The following is a 21,659-nucleotide window of genomic DNA, read 5'->3' on the forward strand; positions in this document are numbered from 1 at the left end:
CGCTTGCGGTCGAATTTCCTGTCGATGTTTACAGCGCTTTGCTGACGGCGATGTCGCTGATCACGTCGTCGGTCTGGCCATGAATCGCATCCAGAGCAGCCTTGGCTTCTTCCTCGGTGCCGTTTTCCAGCTGCGCGAACTCAAAGCGGCGTTCACCATTGAGTTTGTACTTGATGACATATTTGGTCGTTTGGGCCACGGTCATGCTTTCCTTCTGGTTGAGCGGCGTGTCTCAGCTGAGTTTGCTGCTGGAGCGACGGATGATCTTGATCGAGTGAGTCAGCGTCGGTTTGCGAGTGACGCTGATCGCACGGCGGTTGACGGTGTCGATGGTGATGTTCCAGAAACCGGTGCTCGGCGCGGTAATACGGGCCGGAAAGGTGTCGAAGGCGCCGCCGTGATAGGTGTGACGGCCGCCGTTCTTGAAGCTGCGGAAGTTGGCGTCGTTCATCAGACGGATATTGCACATTTGCGAGCATTGAATGACGACGATGTCGTCTTCGTTGAGGTGTTCGCGCTGGTGAATGAATTTCATGGGCGCCTCCAGAAGGGCTTTTTCTACAAAATCAAAACGATAGCTTGTCGATTGGGCGCAGTTTATCAGCCCGCACGGGTTATTATCTGGCCGTCGGGCACTGGTTTGACAATTTTGAACAGATATTCGCAATCGGATGCGGGTTAAATGCAGAAGGCCCCGGAGAAAAACGGCATTTGTGCTGTCGGACGGTCTTTAACGGAGGTTTTTTATGAAGTGGGGTGTGGTGTGTCTGCCGTTGGTTTTGGCTGTGGGTGGTTGTGCGAGTGTTTCCGAAATCAATGAAACGCTGCCGACCGTGAGCGTAATCTCTGGCAAGAAACCCCATGAATATGCCCAATGCCTGGCCGAAAAGCTGGCGGACAGCCGCGGCGCACTGCAAATGCAGCCGCACAAGGACGGGGTTCGGGTCATCGTACCGGGTAAATTCTCCACCGGCGCGGCAGCGGTATTTGATATCGAAGATCGCTCCGGCGGCAGCAGCATCAAGTTGCATGAACGCATGTCGAATGTGCCGGTGCGTCCGCGTGATGTGCGAAACGCTGCCAATGCGTGTATTTCCGGCTGATAGACTGATAGTCATCAGCAACGATGCCGTCGCAGTCATGCTGTGACGGCATTTTTATTTCTGGAGTCGCGATGAAGCGAGAGCAAGTACGGGAACGCCACGTAGAGGGCCTGATCTCTGCCACCCATGTCATCCAGAACCCGGCGAATCCGGGGGAGTGGATCGTGTTTTTCAAGAAAAGCGCCGGACGCAGTTACTTCCTGGTCGACGAAAACGACGAAGTCGAGTCGTTCAACCGCCTCGACGATTTGATCGAAGTCGTACGCGGACTCGGGATCAAATTCGCCGAAATTCATATGTAAGGTCTATTTACAGACCACGACAACGCTGCGGTTCTTGTAATTGCCGACATCGACTCCCAGGGTTTTATCGCTTTCCTTGGGCTGAGGCGTACCGTCAGTGCCCACGATGCGATAACCGGTGCCCGCACAGGACGCATCGGCTTTTTCATAGCAGGTCGCCCAGGAGTTGGCTTCACCGGAGCAATCGATCGACAGGCCCTGTTCACCGTTGTTCAGGTACGTGGGTTGGGAGGTCGCACAGCCGGCCAGTGCCAATAACGCAATCAGGGGTAGCCATTTTTTCAAGGTCATGTTCGGGGGTCTTCAACAAGGGGGACTAGACGCTCTGACAGCGCCGGTGTGAAAAGGTTATAGCGTTTGGCCACTTGTTTGTCAGCGGGCACAAAAAAGCCCTGCACGAGGGCAGGGCTGGGGCGTGTCGGGGCTGATCAGTCCTGATCTTTGCCACGGCGCTTGGCCGATGCCGGGGTGTCCGTGAATACGGAAGCAACATCGGTCGCCATTTGTTCGCTGTCGAAAGGCCCGGCGATGTGTTCGCCATTGGTGGTGGTCAGCGTCCACTTGCCGTCTTTCTTGTCGATCACATACCCGTTGACGATTTTTACCGCGGCCATCTATTTGTCTCGTTCGCTGGTTCAAAGGCGCCATGATACCGCCAAATGCTCGCATTGGGGGGCGATGAGCGTATGGTGATTCAGTTTCTCGGCCGCTTTGAGCTACGCTGATCTGGCTGCGTCAGGATGCCGATGGAACTATCGGCGAGAATATTTCTCTATGTTGGCATCGGTTAGCCAGTGCGGGGCATTGTAAGGTGCACGCCGCCTGATTAGACTGCGCCGAAACTCGTACACACAGCCCTTTCAAGGACTTATATGATCAAGAAATGCTTGTTCCCAGCAGCCGGTTACGGTACTCGCTTCCTGCCAGCGACTAAAGCCATGCCTAAAGAAATGCTGCCGGTGGTAAACAAGCCACTGATCCAGTACGGCGTTGAAGAAGCTCTGGATGCCGGCCTGACGGAAATCTCCATCGTCACCGGTCGTGGCAAGCGTGCTCTGGAAGACCACTTCGACATCAGCTACGAGCTGGAAAACCAGATCAAGGGCACCGACAAAGAGAAGTACCTGGTCGGTATCCGCAAACTGCTCGACGAGTGCTCGTTCTCCTACACTCGTCAGACTGAAATGAAAGGTCTGGGCCACGCGATCCTCACCGGTCGCCCACTGATCGGTGACGAACCGTTCGCCGTGGTACTGGCGGACGACCTGTGCGTCAATCTCGAAGGTGACGGCGTACTGACCCAGATGGTCAAACTGTACAAGCAGTTCCGCTGCTCGATCATTGCCATCCAGGAAGTCGACCCGCAGGAAACCAGCAAGTACGGCGTGATCGCCGGCGAGATGATCCGCGACGACATCTACCGCGTTCACAGCATGGTCGAGAAGCCAAAGCCGGAAGACGCGCCGTCGAACCTGGCGATCATCGGTCGTTACATCCTGACCCCGGACATCTTCGACCTGATCGAACAGACCGAGCCAGGCAAGGGCGGCGAAATCCAGATCACCGACGCCCTGATGAAACAAGCCCAGAACGGCTGCGTGATGGCCTATAAGTTCAAAGGCAAGCGTTTCGACTGCGGTGGCGCTGAAGGCTACATCGAAGCGACCAACTTCTGCTTCGAGAACTTCTACAAGACTGGCAAGGCTTACTAAGAGCGCTTGATTGGTTTGCAAGAAAAACCCGCTTCGGCGGGTTTTTTCATTTTGCGCCCCCATATGACTGGCATTGCTTGCCCAATGGCTGACTGCAGGTATGCTGATCCCCTGCCGAGGAGAGAGAAATGGCCTACGATTTTGACCTTTATGTGATTGGTGCCGGTTCCGGCGGTGTGCGCGCTGCGCGTTTTGCGGCCGGCTTCGGTGCGAAAGTGGCGGTGGCGGAAAGCCGTTATCTGGGCGGGACCTGCGTCAACGTTGGCTGTGTGCCGAAAAAGCTGCTGGTGTACGGCGCGCATTTCGCCGAAGACTTTGAGCAGGCGTCCGGTTTTGGCTGGAGCCTGGGCGAAGCGAATTTCGATTGGGCGACGCTGATCGCCAACAAGGATCGCGAGATCAATCGCCTCAACGGCATCTATCGCAACCTGCTGGTCAACAGTGGCGTGACCCTGCACGAGGCGCACGCGAAGATCACTGGCCCGCATGAGGTTGAAGTGAATGGCGAGCGTTTCACTGCGAAAAACATTCTGATCGCCACTGGTGGCTGGCCACAGATTCCGGAGATTCCCGGGCGCGAACACGCGATCGGTTCCAACGAGGCGTTCTTCCTCAAAGAGCTGCCAAAGCGTGTTCTGGTGGTTGGCGGTGGCTACATCGCGGTCGAGTTTGCCGGGATTTTCCACGGCCTCGGCGCCAACACGACGTTGCTGTATCGCGGTGATCTGTTCCTGCGCGGCTTCGATGGTTCGGTGCGCAAGCATTTGCAGGAAGAACTGACCAAGCGTGGTCTGGATCTGCAGTTCAATGCCGACATCGCGCGTATCGACAAGCAGGCCGATGGCAGCTTGAAAGCCACCCTCAAGGATGGTCGTGTGCTGGAAGCGGACTGCGTGTTCTACGCTACTGGCCGGCGCCCGATGCTCGACAATCTGGGCCTGGAAAACACCGACGTGCAGCTCACCGACAAAGGCTTTATCAAAGTCGACGAGCAGTACCAGACCAGTGAGCCATCGATTCTGGCGCTGGGCGATGTCATCGGTCGTGTGCAATTGACGCCCGTGGCGTTGGCCGAAGGCATGGCGGTGGCGCGGCGTCTGTTCAAGCCAGAGCAATATCGTCCGGTGGATTACAAGATGATCCCGACGGCGGTGTTCAGTCTGCCGAACATCGGCACGGTCGGTTTGACCGAAGAGGAAGCGCGCGAGGCCGGCCACGATGTGGTGATCTTCGAAAGCCGTTTCCGGCCGATGAAGCTGACGCTGACCGAGTGTCAGGAAAAGACCCTGATGAAGCTCGTAGTCGACGGCAAGACTGACAAAGTCCTTGGCTGCCACATGGTCGGCCCGGACGCTGGCGAGATCGTCCAGGGTCTGGCGATTGCGCTGAAGGCTGGCGCAACCAAGCGTGACTTCGACGACACGATCGGGGTGCACCCGACGGCCGCCGAAGAGTTTGTCACCATGCGTACGCCGATCGGCGCTTAAGCGTCTTTCGGTTTGGCTGTGTCTGGCGCTGCCGCAACGGTAGCTGCCAGACGCTGGCTTTCCTCCAGGCTCGCCTGAGCCTTGTTCAATTCCTTCTCCAGTGACTGGTTGAGCAGCGTCTGCTCCTCGATGCTCTGTTTGAGTGTCTGGCTTTCCAGTGTGGCCACGCGCAAGCGCTCTTGGAGGAGGGTGCGCTCGCTGTCGACGCGCGTCGCTTGTTCCAGTAACTGATCCTGACGTTGATTGCTCTGCTTGAGTTGGTCTTGCAGCAAGCTCAGTTCGCGCTGCGTGCCACGGTTCTCCGTGAGCAGGCGTTCGTTGTCGCGGTGCAGTTGCGTGATCTCGTCCTGACGAACCAGTGCACTTTGCTGCGCCTGGCGCAATTCCGCCTGAATCTGCTGCACTTGCGCTTCGTGGCGGCTCTGTTCCTGCTCGCGTTGCTCTTTGCTGGCGTTGCGGTAGTGCTCCAGTGCGTCGCGGGCGTGCAGGTGTTTTTCTTCCAGCGAGCGAATCTGCTCGTCCTTGTCTTGCAGGCGCAACTCAAAGTCGGCCAGTGCCTGATTCAGCCCGGCATTACGGGTCTGTTCGGTTTGCAGCATCGAACGGGTGTTGCCAAGCGCTTCGGATTCACGCGCCAGGGCTGCGCCTTGAATGTCGTGCTCGTGTTCGAGCTTTTCCAGCGTTTGCCGCGTCTGTTTCAGCTCCGATTCCAGCGCCTCGCGCTGTTCCTCAAACTGTTCGCGAGCCTGTTCGATGGGCTCTTGCGCCTGTTCTTTCAGGCGCTGAGCGAGGCGGGAGACGAGGGCGGTCAACTCATCATCGATCGGCTCGGCCGAGGCTTCAATCGGTTGAGCGCCGTCGTCCAGCTCTTTCAGGTAACGATGGATCGTGGTTTTCGAGCCGGTGTTGCCCATTTCAATGCGTACTGCATCGATGCTCGGGTGTTCGCCACGGGCGAGGATCGCGGTGCGCGCGATCTGCACCAGGGCTTTGGTAATGCCGCCACGGGCCATGTGAACTCCTACGGTTACGTACTGTGGTACATGCCACTAAAGTACGCAGTGTACCATCTCAAAAATAAAGATAAACCTTTGATAATAAAGACACGGGATATACTGGTATTACCCAGTGTCAGACGGCAAAATGCGCTTCTGCATCCCTGTCTCAGTACGCCAGCGAGAAAACAGCCCATGAGCGATCTGGATCGCTATCTGCAAGCCGCCACCCGCGACAACACCCGCCGTAGCTATCGCGCGGCCATCGAGCATTTCGAGGTGAAGTGGGGCGGATTCTTGCCAGCAACGGCCGACAGCGTTGCGCGTTATCTGGTGGCGCACGCCGAAGAGCTGTCGATCAATACGCTGAAACTGCGACTGTCGGCGCTGGCGCAGTGGCACAACAGCCAAGGGTTTGCCGATCCGACCAAGGCGCCGGTGGTGCGCAAGGTCTTCAAAGGCATTCGCGCGCTGCACCCGGCGCAGGAGAAACAGGCCGAGCCGTTGCAGTTGCAGGATCTGCAGCGCGTCATCGATTGGCTTGAGCAGGAGGCGCAAACCGCAAGAGAGCAACAGGATCGCCCGTTACTGCTCAAGGCTTATCGTGATCGCGCATTGATACTTTTGGGATTCTGGCGCGGCTTCCGCAGCGATGAGTTGTGCCGCCTGCAAATCGAACACGTGCAAGCGCACGCTGGCAAAGGCATGACCTTGTATCTGCCACGCAGCAAGGGCGATCGGGAAAACCTCGGCCAGACCTATCAAGCCCCGGCGTTGCTCAAGCTGTGCCCGGTGCACGCCTACATCGACTGGATCACTGAGGCGGCGTTGGTACGCGGCCCGGTTTTTCGCAGCATCGACCGCTGGGGCAATCTGAACGAGGAGGGGCTGCACGCCAACAGCATCATCCCGCTGCTGCGTCAGGCGTTGCAACGCGCGGGCATTGCCGCCGAAAACTACACCAGCCACTCCCTGCGCCGAGGCTTCGCGACGTGGGCGCATCAAAGTGGCTGGGATTTGAAATCATTGATGAGTTATGTCGGCTGGAAGGATATGAAGTCGGCGATGCGCTATGTTGAAGCCAGCCCATTCCAGGGAATGGCTCGGATTACGGATAAACCGGCTTCGTCGTAGAGATCGTTTTCTTCTATTAATACAGTCAGCTAATAGCGAAAACAAATCAGCAGCATCAGGTTTGCCAATGAGCCATCCGTCGAGTGAGTGGGTAGGATTCACCCATCAACTTCATAACCCCTGACGGAGAGTCATCGATGCCTATCATCAACAGCCAAGTAAAACCGTTCAAAGCTACCGCGTTCAAAAACGGCGACTTCGTTCAAGTCTCGGACGCTGACCTGAAAGGCAAGTGGTCGGTCGTGTTCTTCTACCCAGCCGACTTCACCTTCGTTTGCCCAACCGAGCTGGAAGACCTGGCTGACAACTACGCTGCTTTCCAGAAACTGGGCGTAGAAATCTACAGCGTTTCCACCGACACCCACTTTGCCCACGCTGCCTGGCACAACACTTCGCCAGCCATCGGCAAAATCCAATACACCATGATCGGCGACCCGACCCACGCCATCTCCCGCAACTTCGACGTGCTGATCGAAGAAGTTGGCCTGGCTGACCGTGGCACCTTCGTGATCAACCCTGAAGGCCAGATCAAAATCGTTGAACTGAACGATGGCGGCGTTGGCCGTGACGCTTCCGAGCTGCTGCGCAAGATCAAGGCCGCTCAATACGTGGCTGCTCACCCAGGCGAAGTTTGCCCAGCCAAGTGGAAAGAAGGCGAGGCCACTCTGGCGCCGTCCCTGGACCTGGTCGGCAAGATCTAAGTCTGTGACACGCAACTCAGGGCGGTACGCCGCACCTTCTTAAGTACGCTGCACCGCCCAATAAAAATGCCCGGGCGAGATTCGCTCGGGCTTTTTTTCGCCTCAAATAAAGGAAATCGCCCGTATGTTGGACGCCAATCTTAAAGCCCAGTTGAAATCGTACCTGGAACGGGTCACCCAGCCGATCGAGATCGTTGCCTCCCTCGACGACGGTGCGAAATCCCGTGAAATGCTGGAACTGCTGAAAGACGTTGCCAGTCTTTCGAGCCAAATTACCTTGATCGACAGCGGTGACGACGCGCGCAAGCCATCGTTCTCGATCAACCGCCCGGGCGCCGACATCAGTCTGCGATTCGCCGGTATCCCGATGGGCCACGAGTTCACCTCGCTGGTGCTGGCCTTGCTGCAAGTCGGCGGCCACCCATCGAAAGCCAGTGTTGAAGTGATCGAGCAGATCCGCTCGCTCAAAGGTGAGTTCAGCTTCGAGACTTACTTCTCGCTGTCCTGCCAGAACTGCCCGGACGTGGTCCAGGCGCTGAACCTGATGGCCGTGCTCAACCCGAACATCCGCCACGTCGCCATCGACGGCGCGTTGTTCCAGGACGAAGTCAACGATCGCAAGATCATGGCCGTGCCGAGCATCTACCTCAATGGTGAAAACTTCGGTCAGGGCCGCATGGGCCTGGAAGAGATTCTCGCCAAACTCGACACCGGCGCCATCGAGCGTCAGGCCGATAAAATCAGCGCCAAACAGGCTTTTGATGTACTGGTTGTCGGCGGTGGCCCGGCCGGTGCTTCGGCTGCCATTTATGCCGCGCGTAAGGGCATCCGGACTGGCGTCGCGGCTGAGCGTTTCGGCGGTCAGGTGCTCGACACCATGGCCATCGAGAACTTCATTTCCGTGCAGGAAACCGAAGGGCCGAAACTGGCCACTGCGCTGGAAGAGCACGTCAAACAGTACGACGTCGACATCATGAACCTGCAACGCGCCGACAAGCTGATCCCGGGTAAAAACGGCGAGCTGCATGAAGTTCACTTTGCCAGCGGCGCGACCCTGAAAGCCAAAAGTGTGATTCTGGCGACCGGTGCGCGGTGGCGTGAAATGAACGTGCCGGGCGAGCAGGAGTACCGCAACAAAGGCGTGGCCTACTGCCCGCACTGCGACGGTCCGCTGTTCAAAGGCAAGCGTGTGGCAGTGATTGGCGGCGGTAACTCCGGCGTTGAAGCGGCCATCGACCTGGCCGGGATCGTGTCGCACGTAACGCTGCTGGAGTTCGACGTACAACTGCGTGCCGACGCCGTATTGCAACGCAAGCTGCACAGTCTCCCGAACGTCACCGTGATCACCAGTGCGCAAACCACTGAAGTCACTGGTAACGGTGAGAAGGTCAACGGCCTGCGTTACAAGGATCGCACTACTGATGAACTGCGCACTGTCGAGCTGGAAGGGATCTTCGTGCAGATCGGTCTGCTACCGAACACTGACTGGCTGAAGGGCACCATCGAGCTGTCGCCGCGTGGCGAGATCATTGTCGATAACCGTGGTGAAACATCGATTGCGGGCATCTTCGCAGCGGGTGACGTGACCACTGTGCCGTACAAGCAGATCGTGATTGCGGTGGGCGAGGGCGCCAAGGCTTCGTTGAGTGCATTCGATCACTTGATCCGCACTTCGGCTCCGGCGTAAGCCTCAGGCCTGAAATGAAAAACCCGTGAGCGATCACGGGTTTTTTATTGCGTGTAAAAGCTGCCCCGCACCCCAGCCCTCTCCCGAAGGAGAGGGAGCCGACCGAGGTGTCCGGCGGTCTCCGTCGACCTGAAAGCGCCAATCGATATGGATTCAACGCCAATCGTTCAAGTCGGCGTAATTCTCCAATATCCCCCAATCAGTCCCCTCTCCCTATGGGAGAGGGCTAGGGTGAGGGGCTTTTCAGCTTTTACAGCGGCGCAGGCTGGATGATCTCGACCCAGTAACCATCCGGATCCTTGATGAACGCCAGGCTTTTCATGCGGCCATCGGTCAGGCGCTTCTGGAAGTCGCAGCCCAGTTCTTCAAAACGTGCGCACGCAGCCACGATATCCGGCACCGAAATGCAGATATGGCCAAACCCGCGCGGATCGGTATTGCCGTTGTGATAAGCGAAATCCGCGTCATTCTCGGTGCCATGGTTATGGGTCAGTTCGAGAATGCCCGGAATCGACTTCATCCACTCGGTGCGAGCGGCGGCATCGGCCGGAATCTGCGCCTTGTCGACCAGTGCGAGGAAATACAGGCTGAACTCGGCTTCCGGGAAGTCACGCTTTTCGACCAGCGAGAAACCCAGTACGCGGGTGTAGAAGTCCAGGGATTGGGTGATGTCTTTGACGCGCAACATGGTGTGGTTGAAGACGAAGTTGCGGGTTGCGCTGTCTGGGGTGGCAGTGACGCCGGGGAAAGTGTTGAGTTCGTGCAGGCTCATGGGCCCTCCAATAACTATGGGCGAGTGAATGGACGCAATGATACGCATGCCTGCCAGCATCGCCAAATGAAAGGGCAGACTTGCCCTGCGTGCGGGCGGGCCTCAGACTTTACGGCTCAATCTGCGAGTGCGTCCGACAATGATCCGACTGTTCAAGTCCCTGTTTGTTTTTTCTGCGTTGTCTTTCGCTGCGGTCGGCGTGTCGGCGGACGAGCCCATTATTACCTGGCCGGCCGGTTGGGCCGTCGAAGCGCTGCCTGACGCGACGGCGCAAGTTTCCCGGCAACGGGCGGTGAAAAACGACGCCGATGGCAATCAGGTGATGGTGATGGAATTGACCATGACGCAGGTTGAGAAAGGCCACCAGGTCAATTTGCAGGGCGTGCTGCTGGAGATGCGCAAGTCGATACAGAAGGACTTCTTCCAGGGAAGCTACCAGAGCGTCTGCAACAAAGTGCATGCGGCGACGCTGGGTACTTTGTCGGCGCTGGAAACCACTTGCACGATCACCGAAAACGGCCGGCATGTGTTGTCGCAAACCCTGGTAGCGGCGGTCGAGGCGGACAAGGCTTATGTTCTTTCCTACGCCGGGCAAGCTGAGGTTTATAAGGCGAGCGCAGACGAGATAGTGGCGGTGAGAAACAGCTTGAAACTTTAAGCCGCTGTACTCTTCACGGTGAGGGTTAGATACCCGAAGGGATTAAGCACAAAGTTTAACGTGAGCCGTGATCGCAACATCGCGCAGCAAAATGTTTAGCAGACTGGCTCAGCAACGTTACAGAAAACTCGCAACTTCTTCGATGAAATTCATTTCATTTGTTAGATATTGTCAATAAAAAAGCCCTGCATGATGCAGGGCTTTTTTGTTGGCAGGGGATTAACCGCGCAACCAGGAATCAACGGTGGCAGCACCGTATTGTTCCTTCCAGGCTTTCAGGCCGCGGTGGTTGCCGCCCTTGGTTTCGATCAGTTCACCGGTGTGCGGGTTCTGATAAACCTTGACCACGCGAGCGCGGCGGGTTTTAGGTGCTGCGGAGGTCTGCAGAGCGGATTTTGCCGGGTTCGGATCGAGGATGGCGATGATGTCTTTCAGGCCTTTGCCGTAGGTTTTCATCAGCCCCTGGAGCTTTTCTTCGAATTCGATTTCTTTCTTGAGCCCGGCATCGTTCTTCAGCGATTCCAGCTGTTTGAGCTGTTCCTGAAGGGCCTTTTCAGCTGCACGAAATTCAGCGAGTCTGGACAATATCTTTACTCCAATAGTGTGTTTGGCTGATACCAACCGCAAACAAAGCTAATAAGCCAAGAGCCTTGAAGCGACTCGGTGATAAATGGCTCACCTGCCAATCTTGCTCAGGTTGAAAAAATTGTAGTAGTTAATGCGCCAAGAGTAAATCCTGATGTTGTCCTCATGTAACAACAGCGGTCTTTTGTATCAAATTGGTGCGCCTGATCGGGACGTTCGTCTTAATCCGGCTTAGTTAATGGTGAGTTAATGCGCTGATGAAGTCTGCGGCCGGCATCGGTTTGCCGAACAGGTAGCCTTGCAGAAAGTTGACGTGATGTGCAGTCAGATAATCGGCTTGTGCCTGAGTTTCGACACCTTCGGCAACAATACCCAAATCAAGCTTGGCCGACAGTTCGATTATGGTATCGAGAATGTGTCGGGACAGCGCGTCGACGCCAATCATGGCGACGAAACTCTGATCGATCTTGAGGAAGTCGACATTGAATTTGCGCAAGTAGCCGAGGCTTGAGTGGCCGGTGCCGAAGTCGTCAATCGCGATCTTCACGCCCAGTGCATGCAGTTGCTCGAACAGTTGCCGGGTGATGTCGGTCGGCTCGATCAATTCGCGCTCGGTCAACTCCAGGACCAGGCTGATGCTGTCGGGCACGAACGCGGCGAGAAACTCCCGGCAGTCCTCCACCAGTTCCAGGTCCTTGCAATGGCTCGCGGTGATATTGATGCCGATATGAAAGGGCGGGGTGAACGTTGACGACAGCGGTCCCAGCACTGCGGCGGTCTGTTGCATAAGGGCGCGGGTCATCGGCACGATCAATCCCGAATGTTCGGCGAATGGAATAAACAGGTCCGGGCGCACCAGTCCTTCTTTGGGGTGAGTCCAACGCATCAGCACTTCCGCCCCCGACCATTTCTTACTGTCGCCATGCACTACGGGCTGGAAGTAAGGAATGAACTCGCCGGCTTCCAATGCGCGGAGCATCTCGTGGCTCGGAGAAGTAGAGCGCTTCTGCAAGACATGGCCGATGGCACCCGACACCCCACCAAAAAAGATCAACAAACTAAACAGCGGCGGGTATTCATTGGCCATGTAGCGCCAGGTTTCGCCTTCGCGGAAACCGGCAGAAACGCTAAACGCATAGCGCGAAGAGTCCAGCGTATTTTGCGCTATCGGCAACGCGGGCAGGGCGCCGGTGTGTACTTTGCCATCGGCCGACAGCCAGTGATCGCCCACTTGCAATACCAGCAGCATGTGCCGGCCGATCAGACGCAACATGTTGCTTAGATGGTAACCATCGAGTGTCGTCAGGGCGCCGCCGCGACCTTCGCTGAGGCGATAGACCAACAGGGCGGTGTTGGGTGTCACCGGGTTGCCATTCATCAGCCACAACTTGCCCTGGTTGTAGTCACCCGCGTTGACGGCTTCCTTGAAGTCGCCAAACAACGAACTGCAATAGAGGTTGTCGTCCCACACCAGATTGGTCGAGCGCACAAACGGACGGCGTGTCACTTGCTCGCGCAGGGCGAGTTTGACGTTCTCACACGTCTGGCCGGCCAGTGGCAGCAATTCACGGGCGGCCTGGGCGGTGTTATCGAGCATCAACTCGAACTGGCCCAACGCCTCGTCTGCAGTCTGTCGTGAACTTTGTTCCAGCGTGCGTTCAGCCTGCATGTAAAGGATCGCGCTGCCCAGCAGCACCGGAAGCAGGCCGCTGAGCAGTGTCACAACGATGCGCGTGCCGCGCGTGCGGCGGGGTCTGACGGTTAACGGCATGGGCGCATCCTGTCGCGATGGATTGAGGCTTTTGAAGGCAGGCCGGATAACGGCGCGCAAATTACATCAGCCAGGGGGGAGGATAGATGGCCGAAGGCGCTTGCGCCGCTCATCAGTGCTTCATCCGCGTTGCCAACTCGATAAAGGCCAGCGTAGCGGGAGACGCCTGGCGTTGATCAAGGACAGCAAGGCCAACCTGACGCTGTACGGCGGGCAATAATGGCTTCTTCACATAGCGAGGCGTTGCCTCCTGCGGTAGTGAGCCTTCGGCAACAATCGTAATGGCGTCACCCCGGCTGACCGTGTCGAGGGTGCTGAGCAGTTGCGAGCAGCGATAGCGGATATTCGGTTGTAAACGCGCGGCCATGAACAGCCGCGACACCAGTTCCGAAGAACCGGCCTCGGTCAGCACAAACGGCGCGTCGCACAACTCTTTGAGGCTCAACGCCGACCGTGCTGCCAGCGGATGGCCCACCGGCAGCAGGGCAACCATCTGGTCCTGGATCAAGGCAAACGTGTCGAAGCGCTCCTCTGGCAGCACCACGAAACCGATGTCGATCCGCCGCTCCTCCAGCCATTGCGTCACTTGTCGATCCGGCCCTTCATCAATGTGCACTTCGATGCCCGGATGCGCCTCTCGATATTGCCGCAGAATCCCGGGTAACAGTTTGATCGACGAGGTTGGTCCGAACGAGCCGATGCGCAGAGTGCCGGTTTTCATGCCGCGAGCATCGGCGGCTTCCTGGCGCAAGGTGTTGGCCAGACCGAGCATGGCGCGGGCGCGCAGCAGTAATTGCTCACCGATGTCACTGAGTTCCACTGAAGACTGGTGCCGACGCAGCAGTTCGACGCCGAGTTCCTGCTCCAGCGACTTCATCGCGTGGGACACCGCCGACTGCGAAATCCCCAGCCGATGGGCCGCGAGGGTAAACCCGCGCAGCTCGGCAACGAGCGAGAAGATTTCCAGTTGAGTGAGGGTCATGAGTGTTTGCTCATTTTACGATGACAAGAAATGAAGCGAATGATACGGCATTCCTCAAGTTCTTGGGTCTGGAGCCTCATGCGCAACGTCGAGCAACTGCATACAACGTCGTCCGACATCCCGGTTTATCTGACACTGGCGGCGGTGACCATGGTCTGGGGCGGGACCTTTGTCGCCGGGCGTTTCCTCGCCGGCGGTCTGAGTCCGATCGTTGCGGCCAGCCTGCGCTTCTTGCTCGCCAGTGCCGCGCTGCAGGGTTTCTTGTGGCTGGCGCGGATCCCCTTGGCGCGTCCAACGCCACGGCAATGGTTGCAACTGGCGCTGCTGGGGTTCTTCGGAATTTTCTTCTACAACCTGTGCTTCTTTTATGGTCTGCAATACATCAACGCATCGCGGGCCTCATTGATTGTCGCGTTGAACCCGGCGGTGATCGGTCTTGCCTCGTGGTGGCTGTTCAAAGAACGCTTGGGCCGGGTGAAAGTCGCCGGCATCGCGACCTGTATTGTTGGCGCCGGTCTGGTGATCGTCAGCCGTAATCCGCAATTACTGGCTGCAACGCCTGACGCATGGATCGGTGATCTGTTGATCCTTGGCTGTGTGCTGGGTTGGGGTGTTTACTCGTTGTTTTCCCGTGAGCTGAATCAGACGCTGGGGCCGCTGCAGACCGTGACGTACTCGATCCTGATCGGCACGCTCATGTTGTGGGTTCTGGCGGCTGTGCGCGGCGAACTGAGCTGGGCGGCGCTGAACGATCTGGGACTGCCGCAATGGTTGAGCCTGCTGTACCTCGGCATCCTCGGCTCGGCGCTGGCCTACATCGGTTACTACGACGGCCTGCGTAAAATCGGCGCGACGCGCAGCGGCGTGTTTATCGCGTTGAACCCATTGACGGCCGTTCTCTTCGGCGCCGTGTTGCTGGGCGAACAACTGACATTGGCCATGTGCGGGGGTGGCGCACTGATCCTGACGGGCATTTACCTGTGCAACAAACCCCTTGCACCGGGCGCCAGAAAGCGGATTTTATAGAGAGAGCAGACAAGCCTATTTACGCTGTGTAGAATCGGGTTACGCATACAATAATAATCGTCTTCTGGCAGCAGAAGCCTCGCCCGCAAGAGCCTTGGGTCGACAATGAAGATATTCGGGTTTCAACTGATCTACGGTGACTTCCTCGCCCGCAGTGTGCGTGGCATCTCCTGCGCGCCACCCACCGACCTCACATGACTGACAAATAACCCTGGTTAATTGATAAGAAATGATGAGGTGCCACCATGGCAGATTTATACGAAAACCCAATGGGCCTGATGGGCTTTGAATTCATCGAGCTCGCATCGCCGGTGCCGGGCACCCTGGAGCCGATCTTCGAGATCATGGGCTTCACCAAAGTCGCGACCCACCGCTCCAAGAACGTGCACCTGTACCGCCAGGGCGCGATCAACCTGATCCTCAACAACGAACCCAACAGCGTCGCTTCGTACTTCGCCGCCGAGCACGGCCCGTCGGTTTGCGGGATGGCGTTCCGCGTCAAGGATTCGCAGAAAGCCTACAACCGCGCACTGGAACTCGGCGCTCAGCCGATCCACATCGAAACCGGTCCGATGGAGCTGAACCTGCCAGCGATCAAAGGCATTGGCGGCGCGCCGCTGTACCTGATCGACCGTTTTGGCGAAGGCAGCTCGATCTACGACATCGACTTCGTGTTTATCGAAGGCGTTGACCGCAATCCGGTTGGCGCTGGTCTGAAGATCATCGACCACCTGACCCACAACGTATATCGCGGTCGCATGGCTTACTGGGCGAACTTCTACGAGAAGCTGTTCAACTTCCGCGAGATCCGCTACTTCGACATCAAGGGCGAATACACCGGCCTGACCTCGAAAGCGATGACCGCACCGGACGGCATGATCCGCATCCCGCTGAACGAAGAATCGTCCAAAGGCGCCGGCCAGATCGAAGAGTTCCTGATGCAGTTCAACGGCGAGGGCATCCAGCACGTTGCGTTCCTCACCGACGACCTGATCAAGACCTGGGATCAGTTGAAGAAGATCGGCATGCGCTTCATGACCGCGCCGCCGGACACCTATTACGAAATGCTCGAAGGTCGTCTGCCGAATCACGGCGAGCCGGTTGATCAACTGCAATCGCGCGGCATCCTGCTCGATGGGGGTGACAAGCGTCTGCTGCTGCAGATCTTCTCGGAAACCCTGATGGGCCCGGTGTTCTTCGAATTCATCCAGCGCAAAGGCGATGATGGTTTCGGCGAGGGCAACTTCAAGGCCCTGTTCGAGTCGATCGAACGCGATCAGGTGCGTCGTGGTGTGCTTGCCACCGAGTAATCGGTCACTGAAATGAAAAAATCCCGGCCTGCAGAGATGCAGCGCCGGGATTTTTTTCAAGATCAAAAGATCGCAGCCTGCGGCAGCTCCTGTATTTAGAAGGCATCTTCCCTGTAGGAGTTGCCGCAGGCTGCGATCTTTTGCTTTTAAGGGCGGCGTTGCCGCGTCAGGTGTTTGAAGCCTTCGAAGATCAGCACCAAAACCGCCAGCCAGATCGGAATATACGTCAGCCATTCCCCGGACTTGATGCTCTCACCGAGCAACAACGCCACGCCAAGCAACAGCACCGGCTCAACATAACTCAACAGGCCAAACAGACTGAACGGCAGCAAACGGCTGGCAATGATGTACACCACCAGCGCCGACGCGCTGATCAGACCGAGCAGCGGGATCAGCCACATCAGCCCCGGGTATTGATCAAACACGCCAAAACCTTGCTCGCCGCCCTGCACAAACCAGTAGGCGACCGGCAGCATCAGGGTCATGTCGACCCACAAGCCGCCGAGGTGGTCGGTTTTCAGGTATTTGCGCAGGACGAAATACAGCGGGTAACCGATCACGACCACCAGTGTCGCCCAGGAAAAACCGCCGACTTGATACAACTCGTTCAACACGCCCAGGGTGGCGAAGAACACCGCAACTTTTTGCAGGTACGACAGGCTCTCGCCGTAGGCAATCCGTCCGGTCAGGACCATCGCCAGCGGCAGCAGAAAGTAGCCCAGCGACACGTCGAGGCTGTAGCCGTTGAGCGGCGCCCACATGAACAGCCACAGTTGCACACCGAGCAGGGCAGCCGAGACGATCAACCCGGCGAGCAGTTTTGGCTGCGCCGCGACCACACGAACCAGCTCCAGCACCCGCCGCCATTCCCCGGACACCAGCATGAACACGGTCATGCACGGTACGGTCAGCAGCATCCGCCAGCCGAAAATCTCTACGCCACTCAACGGTGTGAGCAGCGAGGTGTAGTAATACATGACGGCAAACAGCACCGAGGCTGAAACCGATAGAGCGATACCTTTAGACAAACTGTCCTCGCGGGGGTTGATGGTCAAACGGGGCGCGAAGGATACGTGGTTTTTGTGCTGAATATTGGCCGGATGCTCAATATTCTTCACACACATTCCATTGTAGGCGCTGCCGCAGGCTGCGATCTTTTGACCTTGCCTTTAAAAGCCGACATCACTGAACAACCTTCAACGGATTGCCGAAGCGCATCAGATACATCTCGCCGAACTTGTAGGAGGCGTAATCGGTGATATGACCAATGTCACGATAGACCGGCAAACCGTCGACGGTGGTCATGCATGCGTCGTCTTTGCATTGCACGATTTTCGGGTCAATGACGATTAAACCGGGATATTCGCTCTTCAGGTCATTGAACAGTTGTTCCAGCACCGGCTCTTTTGCGCCCGACCATGGCGCAGTGGCGCAGAGGCTGCTTTGCTCGGCACTGCCCATTAATCCGCGCAATTTGACCTGTTGCAGCAAGCACGTGTTGATCCCCGCAGGCATGGGCAACGTATTTTCCAGAAAGACCGGTGTAGCACCAGATTCGACAATGATATCCAGGGCCTTGCGGATCGCTGTGCCGAGGCGTTGTCTTGACAGCTCCGGGCTGCGCGGGTCATCGAGTCTGGTGACGATCTCATCGTCGAGATAGGCCTCCCAGAACTGACCCACGATCACATACTTGAAATGCTGCTTCGCGATCATGTCGTAATAACGTTGAGCGGCGTTGTGGCATTTTTGATAAAGCCCGTTGGTGTGTTTATTCACGTCATAGAGGTAGATTCCGGGCAAGGCGAGGCACGCCGGATAGCCCTGTGTAAGCACGGCAAGATTGGCATCCTTGGCCAGTGTTTCGACAAAGCCCCAGTAATGATTCGAAAACGAATCGCCCATCAGCAATATTTGCGGTGCAGCTTGTGCGGCGCCCGAGATACAGCCAGGGTCGGCGCCATCGCTGACTCCCAGGCATGCCTCGCGAGTGACCGGAACAGACGCTTTCAAGCCGTTGAACACGTCGTTGTAACCTTGGTTGAAGCGGTTCGGCCAGCCTTCTTGTCTGACGCTGGCAGCGTGGAGCAGGGACAGGCCGATTGCCGGCACGATCATTAGCACGACCAGGGTTTTGGCAAAGCCGAGCCTGGCCTTTCGAAAGCGGTTTTCGATCAACACATAGCAGAGCCAGGCTGTGACGAACGTGGATACGAAGTAAACGATCGTCATCGGCGGGGTGAGCGCGATGCCCATGTAACTCATCACCGCCAGGATCGGCCAGTGCCACAAGTACAAGGAGTACGAAAGCGTGCCGATAAACACCAGCGGTTTGAACGCCAGCAGTTTCGAAGTGATGCTTGCATCGCCAACACCCTTAAACATTAAGGCTGCCGTTGCGAGGCACACGGCAATGGCGTGGTAGCGCGGAAAGCCCGGCAGGATATCTTCCAGGGTGGCGCAGTAGATGATCGTCGCCAGCGCAAGCGCGCAGACCAGCGTGGCGCTCAGGCGATTGAGCCTGAACGTGCCCGTGCTGAAGATGACCGCGCAGGAGCCAATCATCAATTCGAAAATTCGCGCGGTGAAGAAATAGTAGTTTTTTTCAGGAGCCGAATAAGACAGGTACAGCGCAAGCGCCATGGCCGCCAGGGTCAAGCCGAGCACCGCCGCTTTGAAAAGGCTCTTCGCCAGATAACGGTAGAGCAACCAGAGGCCCAATGGCAGCGCCAGATACCACTGCCATTCGATGGCCAGCGACCAGGTGTGCAAGAGCGGCAGACTGGCCGCATCGGGCGTGGCGTAACCCGTGGTTACTTTGGAAAAGTACTGGTTGGAGATGATTAACGACGTGTACTTCTCGCTTTTGAGAAAGTCGACATAGTCATCGGGCAAGTAAAGCAACGTGGTGACGATCAGCGTTGCGACCAGCAACGCAATGACGGCCGGTTGCAGGCGCCAGATGCGCCGCGTGTAAAACCCCGAGAACGTGAACGTGCCATTGTGCAGCGACTTCATGATGATTGCGGTGGTCAAATAACCCGAGATCACGAAGAAGATATCGACGCCAATAAACCCGGACGGGAAGAACGCCAGGCCGCCGTGGAAAATCAGCACCAGCAACACCGCGATTGCGCGCAGCCCGTCGATGTCCGCACGGTAATCAATAGAGGGTTTGCGATCCCCGACAGTTGCGGTCGCTGCTGGCGCAGGAACCTTGTCGGCAAACAGTTTGAACAGCAGCCCGCGCGAAGGCGTCCTGGGTACCTCAACGGGGCGATTGAGCATGTATCAAGTCCTTGTTTATTTCTCAACGATCAATCAAATCATCCGTTTGATTGCGCTTGCTTCAACGAAAAACAGCCGATTGTATCGGCTGTTGCTGGACAAGGGGAAACGCTTAAACCAGGCGCAGTTTACGCCCCGACACAAAATGACTGACATCGTTGAATCCCGGCGTCGATGCATGGCCCGGCGTCACCAGCGAATCGATAAACGCCTCATCTGCTGCCGTGATCTTCACGGCCTGTGCCTTGGTATACGCATCCCATTGCGCTTCGGTGCGCGGCCCGACAATCGCCGACGTCACTGCGCTGTTGTTCAACACCCAGGCAATCGCAAACTCCACCATCCCGACGCCGCGCTGTTCGGTGTACTGCTGAATCTGCTGGGCAATGCGCAGTGATTCCACGCGCCACTCGGTTTCCAGAATGCGTTTGTCTTGACGACCGGCGCGGCTGTTGGCGTCCGGCTGCACATCCGGCGCGTATTTGCCGCTGAGCACCCCACGCGCCAGCGGGCTGTAAGGCACCACGCCCAGGCCGTAGGTTTGCGCTGCGGTGATCTGTTCGGTCTCGGCCTGACGGTTGACGATGTTATACAACGGCTGGCTGATCACCGGGCGGTCCACGCCGAGTTTATCGGCGATGCGAATCACCTCGGCGATCCGCCAGCCGCGATAGTTCGACAACCCCCAATAACGAATCTTGCCCTGGCGAATCAGATCGCCAATGGCTGACACGCTCACTTCCAGCGGCGTGTTGTGGTCTTCGCGGTGCAGGTAATAAATGTCCAGATAGTCCGTGCCGAGCCGGGTCAGGCTGGCATCGATGCCATTAAAAATGTGTTTGCGGCTCAAGCCGCTGCGATTCGGCACACCGTCCACCGGGCCGAAACCGACCTTGGTCGCCAGCACCCACTCATGCCGATGACGGGCAATCGCTTCACCGACGATCTCTTCGGAGCGACCGTTGGTGTAGACGTCAGCGGTGTCGATGAAATTGATCCCCTGATCCCAGGCCTTGTCGATGATACGCAGCGAATCCTCAGCGCTGGTCTGCTCGCCAAACATCATCGTACCGAGGGTGAGGGTGGACACCTGCAACCCCGAATGCCCGAGTGTGCGAAAGCTCATGCCGAAATCCTTTTGTCGGTGGGAAAGCGCTAATCAAATACCAGAAGCGTGCGATGCGGCAAAGTAAATTATTGGCTCAATTGTGCGCAGCGCTCTTGCAGAAACCCCTGCAATACCCTGACCCGTTCAGACACTTGTACCCGGTGTGGACAGAGCAAATTGAACGGCGCACTTTCACCTTGCCAATCAGCGAACAATGTCACCAACCGGCCGGCGCGCACGTCTTCGGCGATATCCAGCCAGGCTTTGTAAGCGATGCCATGCCCGGCCAGCGCCCAGCGGCGGGCGACTTCGCCGTCGTCGCTGAGGTAGTCGCCGTGGACCTCGACTTCCAGCGTTTCACTGCCGCGACTGAAGCGCCAACTGTTGTAGGGCTGCCCATTACGCCAGTAGAGCAGGGCGCTGTGCTCGCTCAATTCAGCGGGATGTTGCGGGCTGCCATGGCGCGCCAGATAGCCAGGGCTGGCGCAAGCGATGCGTCGGTGCTGCGGCAGAATGGGCAGGGCCACCAGTGTCGAATCACTCGGCACGCCAAAGCGCAGTGCGACGTCGACGGTCTCACGAAACAGATCGGCGTGACGGTCGTTGAGCAGCAGTTGCAGTTGAATATTCGGGTGTTCGCGCTTGAAATCGTCGAGCCACGGCAACAATACGTTGCGCCCGAAGTCCGACGGCGCCGCCAGTTGCAATACGCCGCTCAGGCCTTCTTTTTGTTGCTTGAGTGCCTGCTCGCCCTCGGCCAGTGCCGCCAGTGCCAGGCGTACGCTTTGCAGATAGCAGCGACCTTCTTCGGTCAGACGAATACTGCGGGTGGAGCGCGCGAACAAACGGATGCCGAGGCGGGTTTCCAGGCGCTTCAGCGCAATACTTGCGGCGGACGGGGTCAGTTCCAGGGCGCGAGCGGCGGCAGAAATGCTGCCAGCATCGGCGACGCGGACGAAGATTTGCAAATCGAGAATCGAGCTCATTGCTAAAAATCCTTTAAAGATCTTTGCGTATTTGCGGGATTTTTCCGTGATT

The 21,659-nt window shown here is 57.4% G+C and carries 23 protein-coding genes; 10 read left to right on the forward strand and 13 right to left on the reverse strand.

Annotated features, from left to right (window positions below):
* Positions 1 to 28: 28 nt before the first annotated feature.
* Positions 29 to 205, reverse strand: coding sequence for a hypothetical protein (locus tag P3G59_RS13735; RefSeq protein WP_277761977.1), 177 nt, complete (start codon positions 203 to 205; stop codon positions 29 to 31).
* A gap of 27 nt (positions 206 to 232) precedes the next feature.
* Positions 233 to 535 (reverse strand): DUF1883 domain-containing protein, encoded by a 303-nt coding sequence (locus tag P3G59_RS13740; protein WP_057400164.1) that lies wholly within the window; start codon positions 533 to 535, stop codon positions 233 to 235.
* A 211-nt stretch (positions 536 to 746) separates the two neighbouring features.
* Here P3G59_RS13740 and P3G59_RS13745 point away from each other — a divergent pair, with 211 nt between their 5' ends.
* Positions 747 to 1,103: a hypothetical protein gene (locus tag P3G59_RS13745; RefSeq protein WP_095120936.1), complete on the forward strand. Its 357-nt coding sequence runs from the start codon at positions 747 to 749 to the stop codon at positions 1,101 to 1,103.
* Between the two features lie 71 nt (positions 1,104 to 1,174).
* On the forward strand, positions 1,175 to 1,405 hold the full coding sequence (locus P3G59_RS13750) for a hypothetical protein (protein ID WP_007912247.1): 231 nt from the start codon (positions 1,175 to 1,177) through the stop codon (positions 1,403 to 1,405).
* A gap of 3 nt (positions 1,406 to 1,408) precedes the next feature.
* Here the strand turns inward: P3G59_RS13750 and P3G59_RS13755 are convergent, their stop codons facing one another.
* Both P3G59_RS13755 and P3G59_RS13760 read right to left on the reverse strand, forming a co-directional pair.
* Positions 1,409 to 1,690: a hypothetical protein gene (locus P3G59_RS13755; RefSeq protein WP_277762152.1), complete on the reverse strand. Its 282-nt coding sequence runs from the start codon at positions 1,688 to 1,690 to the stop codon at positions 1,409 to 1,411.
* Positions 1,691 to 1,833: 143 nt separating this feature from the next.
* Positions 1,834 to 2,019 carry a hypothetical protein gene (locus P3G59_RS13760; protein WP_008082671.1) on the reverse strand — a complete coding sequence of 62 codons (186 nt, stop codon included), beginning with the start codon at positions 2,017 to 2,019 and terminating at the stop codon, positions 1,834 to 1,836.
* A gap of 258 nt (positions 2,020 to 2,277) precedes the next feature.
* Here P3G59_RS13760 and galU point away from each other — a divergent pair, with 258 nt between their 5' ends.
* Both galU and gorA read left to right on the forward strand, forming a co-directional pair.
* Entirely contained in the window at positions 2,278 to 3,117 is an 840-nt protein-coding gene (gene galU, locus P3G59_RS13765) for a UTP--glucose-1-phosphate uridylyltransferase GalU (protein ID WP_007912230.1), read from the forward strand.
* Between the two features lie 128 nt (positions 3,118 to 3,245).
* Positions 3,246 to 4,604: a glutathione-disulfide reductase gene (gene gorA, locus P3G59_RS13770; RefSeq protein WP_277761978.1), complete on the forward strand. Its 1,359-nt coding sequence runs from the start codon at positions 3,246 to 3,248 to the stop codon at positions 4,602 to 4,604.
* On the opposite strand, the gene P3G59_RS13775 is transcribed toward gorA, so the two are convergent.
* The gene (locus P3G59_RS13775; RefSeq protein WP_277761979.1) at positions 4,601 to 5,617 is read right to left on the reverse strand and encodes a DNA-binding protein; all 1,017 of its coding nucleotides are present in this window, start codon (positions 5,615 to 5,617) and stop codon (positions 4,601 to 4,603) included. The genes gorA and P3G59_RS13775 overlap by 4 nt on opposite strands.
* 177 nt (positions 5,618 to 5,794) lie before the next feature.
* Between P3G59_RS13775 and P3G59_RS13780 the strand changes: the two genes are divergently transcribed.
* From P3G59_RS13780 to ahpF, 3 genes are all read left to right on the forward strand, one after another.
* Positions 5,795 to 6,733, forward strand: coding sequence for a site-specific integrase (locus tag P3G59_RS13780; protein WP_277761980.1), 939 nt, complete (start codon positions 5,795 to 5,797; stop codon positions 6,731 to 6,733).
* A 137-nt stretch (positions 6,734 to 6,870) separates the two neighbouring features.
* Positions 6,871 to 7,434 (forward strand): alkyl hydroperoxide reductase subunit C, encoded by a 564-nt coding sequence (ahpC, locus tag P3G59_RS13785; RefSeq protein ID WP_277761981.1) that lies wholly within the window; start codon positions 6,871 to 6,873, stop codon positions 7,432 to 7,434.
* 124 nt (positions 7,435 to 7,558) lie between these two features.
* A complete protein-coding gene (ahpF, locus tag P3G59_RS13790; protein WP_277761982.1) occupies positions 7,559 to 9,121 on the forward strand; it encodes an alkyl hydroperoxide reductase subunit F in 1,563 nt (520 codons plus the stop codon).
* Positions 9,122 to 9,371: 250 nt separating this feature from the next.
* On the opposite strand, the gene gloA is transcribed toward ahpF, so the two are convergent.
* Positions 9,372 to 9,893, reverse strand: coding sequence for a lactoylglutathione lyase (gene gloA, locus P3G59_RS13795; RefSeq protein ID WP_003224626.1), 522 nt, complete (start codon positions 9,891 to 9,893; stop codon positions 9,372 to 9,374).
* Between the two features lie 139 nt (positions 9,894 to 10,032).
* On the opposite strand from gloA, the gene P3G59_RS13800 reads away from it, so the two are divergent.
* On the forward strand, positions 10,033 to 10,551 hold the full coding sequence (locus P3G59_RS13800) for a DUF4946 domain-containing protein (RefSeq protein ID WP_277761983.1): 519 nt from the start codon (positions 10,033 to 10,035) through the stop codon (positions 10,549 to 10,551).
* A gap of 219 nt (positions 10,552 to 10,770) precedes the next feature.
* Here P3G59_RS13800 and P3G59_RS13805 read toward each other — a convergent pair whose 3' ends face one another.
* The 3 genes from P3G59_RS13805 to P3G59_RS13815 form a co-directional block, all read right to left on the reverse strand.
* The gene (locus tag P3G59_RS13805; protein WP_277761984.1) at positions 10,771 to 11,136 is read right to left on the reverse strand and encodes a histone-like nucleoid-structuring protein, MvaT/MvaU family; all 366 of its coding nucleotides are present in this window, start codon (positions 11,134 to 11,136) and stop codon (positions 10,771 to 10,773) included.
* 235 nt (positions 11,137 to 11,371) lie between these two features.
* Positions 11,372 to 12,907 carry a cyclic diguanylate phosphodiesterase gene (locus P3G59_RS13810; protein WP_277761985.1) on the reverse strand — a complete coding sequence of 512 codons (1,536 nt, stop codon included), beginning with the start codon at positions 12,905 to 12,907 and terminating at the stop codon, positions 11,372 to 11,374.
* 112 nt (positions 12,908 to 13,019) lie between these two features.
* On the reverse strand, positions 13,020 to 13,889 hold the full coding sequence (locus P3G59_RS13815) for a LysR family transcriptional regulator (protein ID WP_277761986.1): 870 nt from the start codon (positions 13,887 to 13,889) through the stop codon (positions 13,020 to 13,022).
* Positions 13,890 to 13,967: 78 nt separating this feature from the next.
* Between P3G59_RS13815 and P3G59_RS13820 the strand changes: the two genes are divergently transcribed.
* Together P3G59_RS13820 and hppD are read left to right on the forward strand one after the other, a co-directional pair.
* A complete protein-coding gene (locus tag P3G59_RS13820) occupies positions 13,968 to 14,915 on the forward strand; it encodes a DMT family transporter (protein ID WP_277761987.1) in 948 nt (315 codons plus the stop codon).
* 245 nt (positions 14,916 to 15,160) lie between these two features.
* On the forward strand, positions 15,161 to 16,225 hold the full coding sequence (gene hppD / locus P3G59_RS13825; protein WP_277761988.1) for a 4-hydroxyphenylpyruvate dioxygenase: 1,065 nt from the start codon (positions 15,161 to 15,163) through the stop codon (positions 16,223 to 16,225).
* A gap of 146 nt (positions 16,226 to 16,371) precedes the next feature.
* Here the strand turns inward: hppD and rarD are convergent, their stop codons facing one another.
* From rarD to P3G59_RS13845, 4 genes are all read right to left on the reverse strand, one after another.
* Positions 16,372 to 17,253, reverse strand: a complete 882-nt coding sequence (gene rarD / locus P3G59_RS13830) for an EamA family transporter RarD (protein ID WP_277762153.1) — start codon at positions 17,251 to 17,253, stop codon at positions 16,372 to 16,374.
* Between the two features lie 154 nt (positions 17,254 to 17,407).
* Complete coding sequence (locus P3G59_RS13835) at positions 17,408 to 19,513, reverse strand: acyltransferase family protein (protein WP_277761989.1); 2,106 nt, start codon at positions 19,511 to 19,513, stop codon at positions 17,408 to 17,410.
* Between the two features lie 112 nt (positions 19,514 to 19,625).
* On the reverse strand, positions 19,626 to 20,639 hold the full coding sequence (locus P3G59_RS13840; protein ID WP_277761990.1) for an aldo/keto reductase: 1,014 nt from the start codon (positions 20,637 to 20,639) through the stop codon (positions 19,626 to 19,628).
* A gap of 68 nt (positions 20,640 to 20,707) precedes the next feature.
* Positions 20,708 to 21,607, reverse strand: coding sequence for a LysR family transcriptional regulator (locus P3G59_RS13845; protein ID WP_277761991.1), 900 nt, complete (start codon positions 21,605 to 21,607; stop codon positions 20,708 to 20,710).
* Positions 21,608 to 21,659 lie beyond the last annotated feature (52 nt).

The sequence above is a fragment of the Pseudomonas sp. A34-9 genome, from assembly GCF_029543085.1.
Taxonomy (GTDB): Bacteria; Pseudomonadota; Gammaproteobacteria; order Pseudomonadales; family Pseudomonadaceae; genus Aquipseudomonas.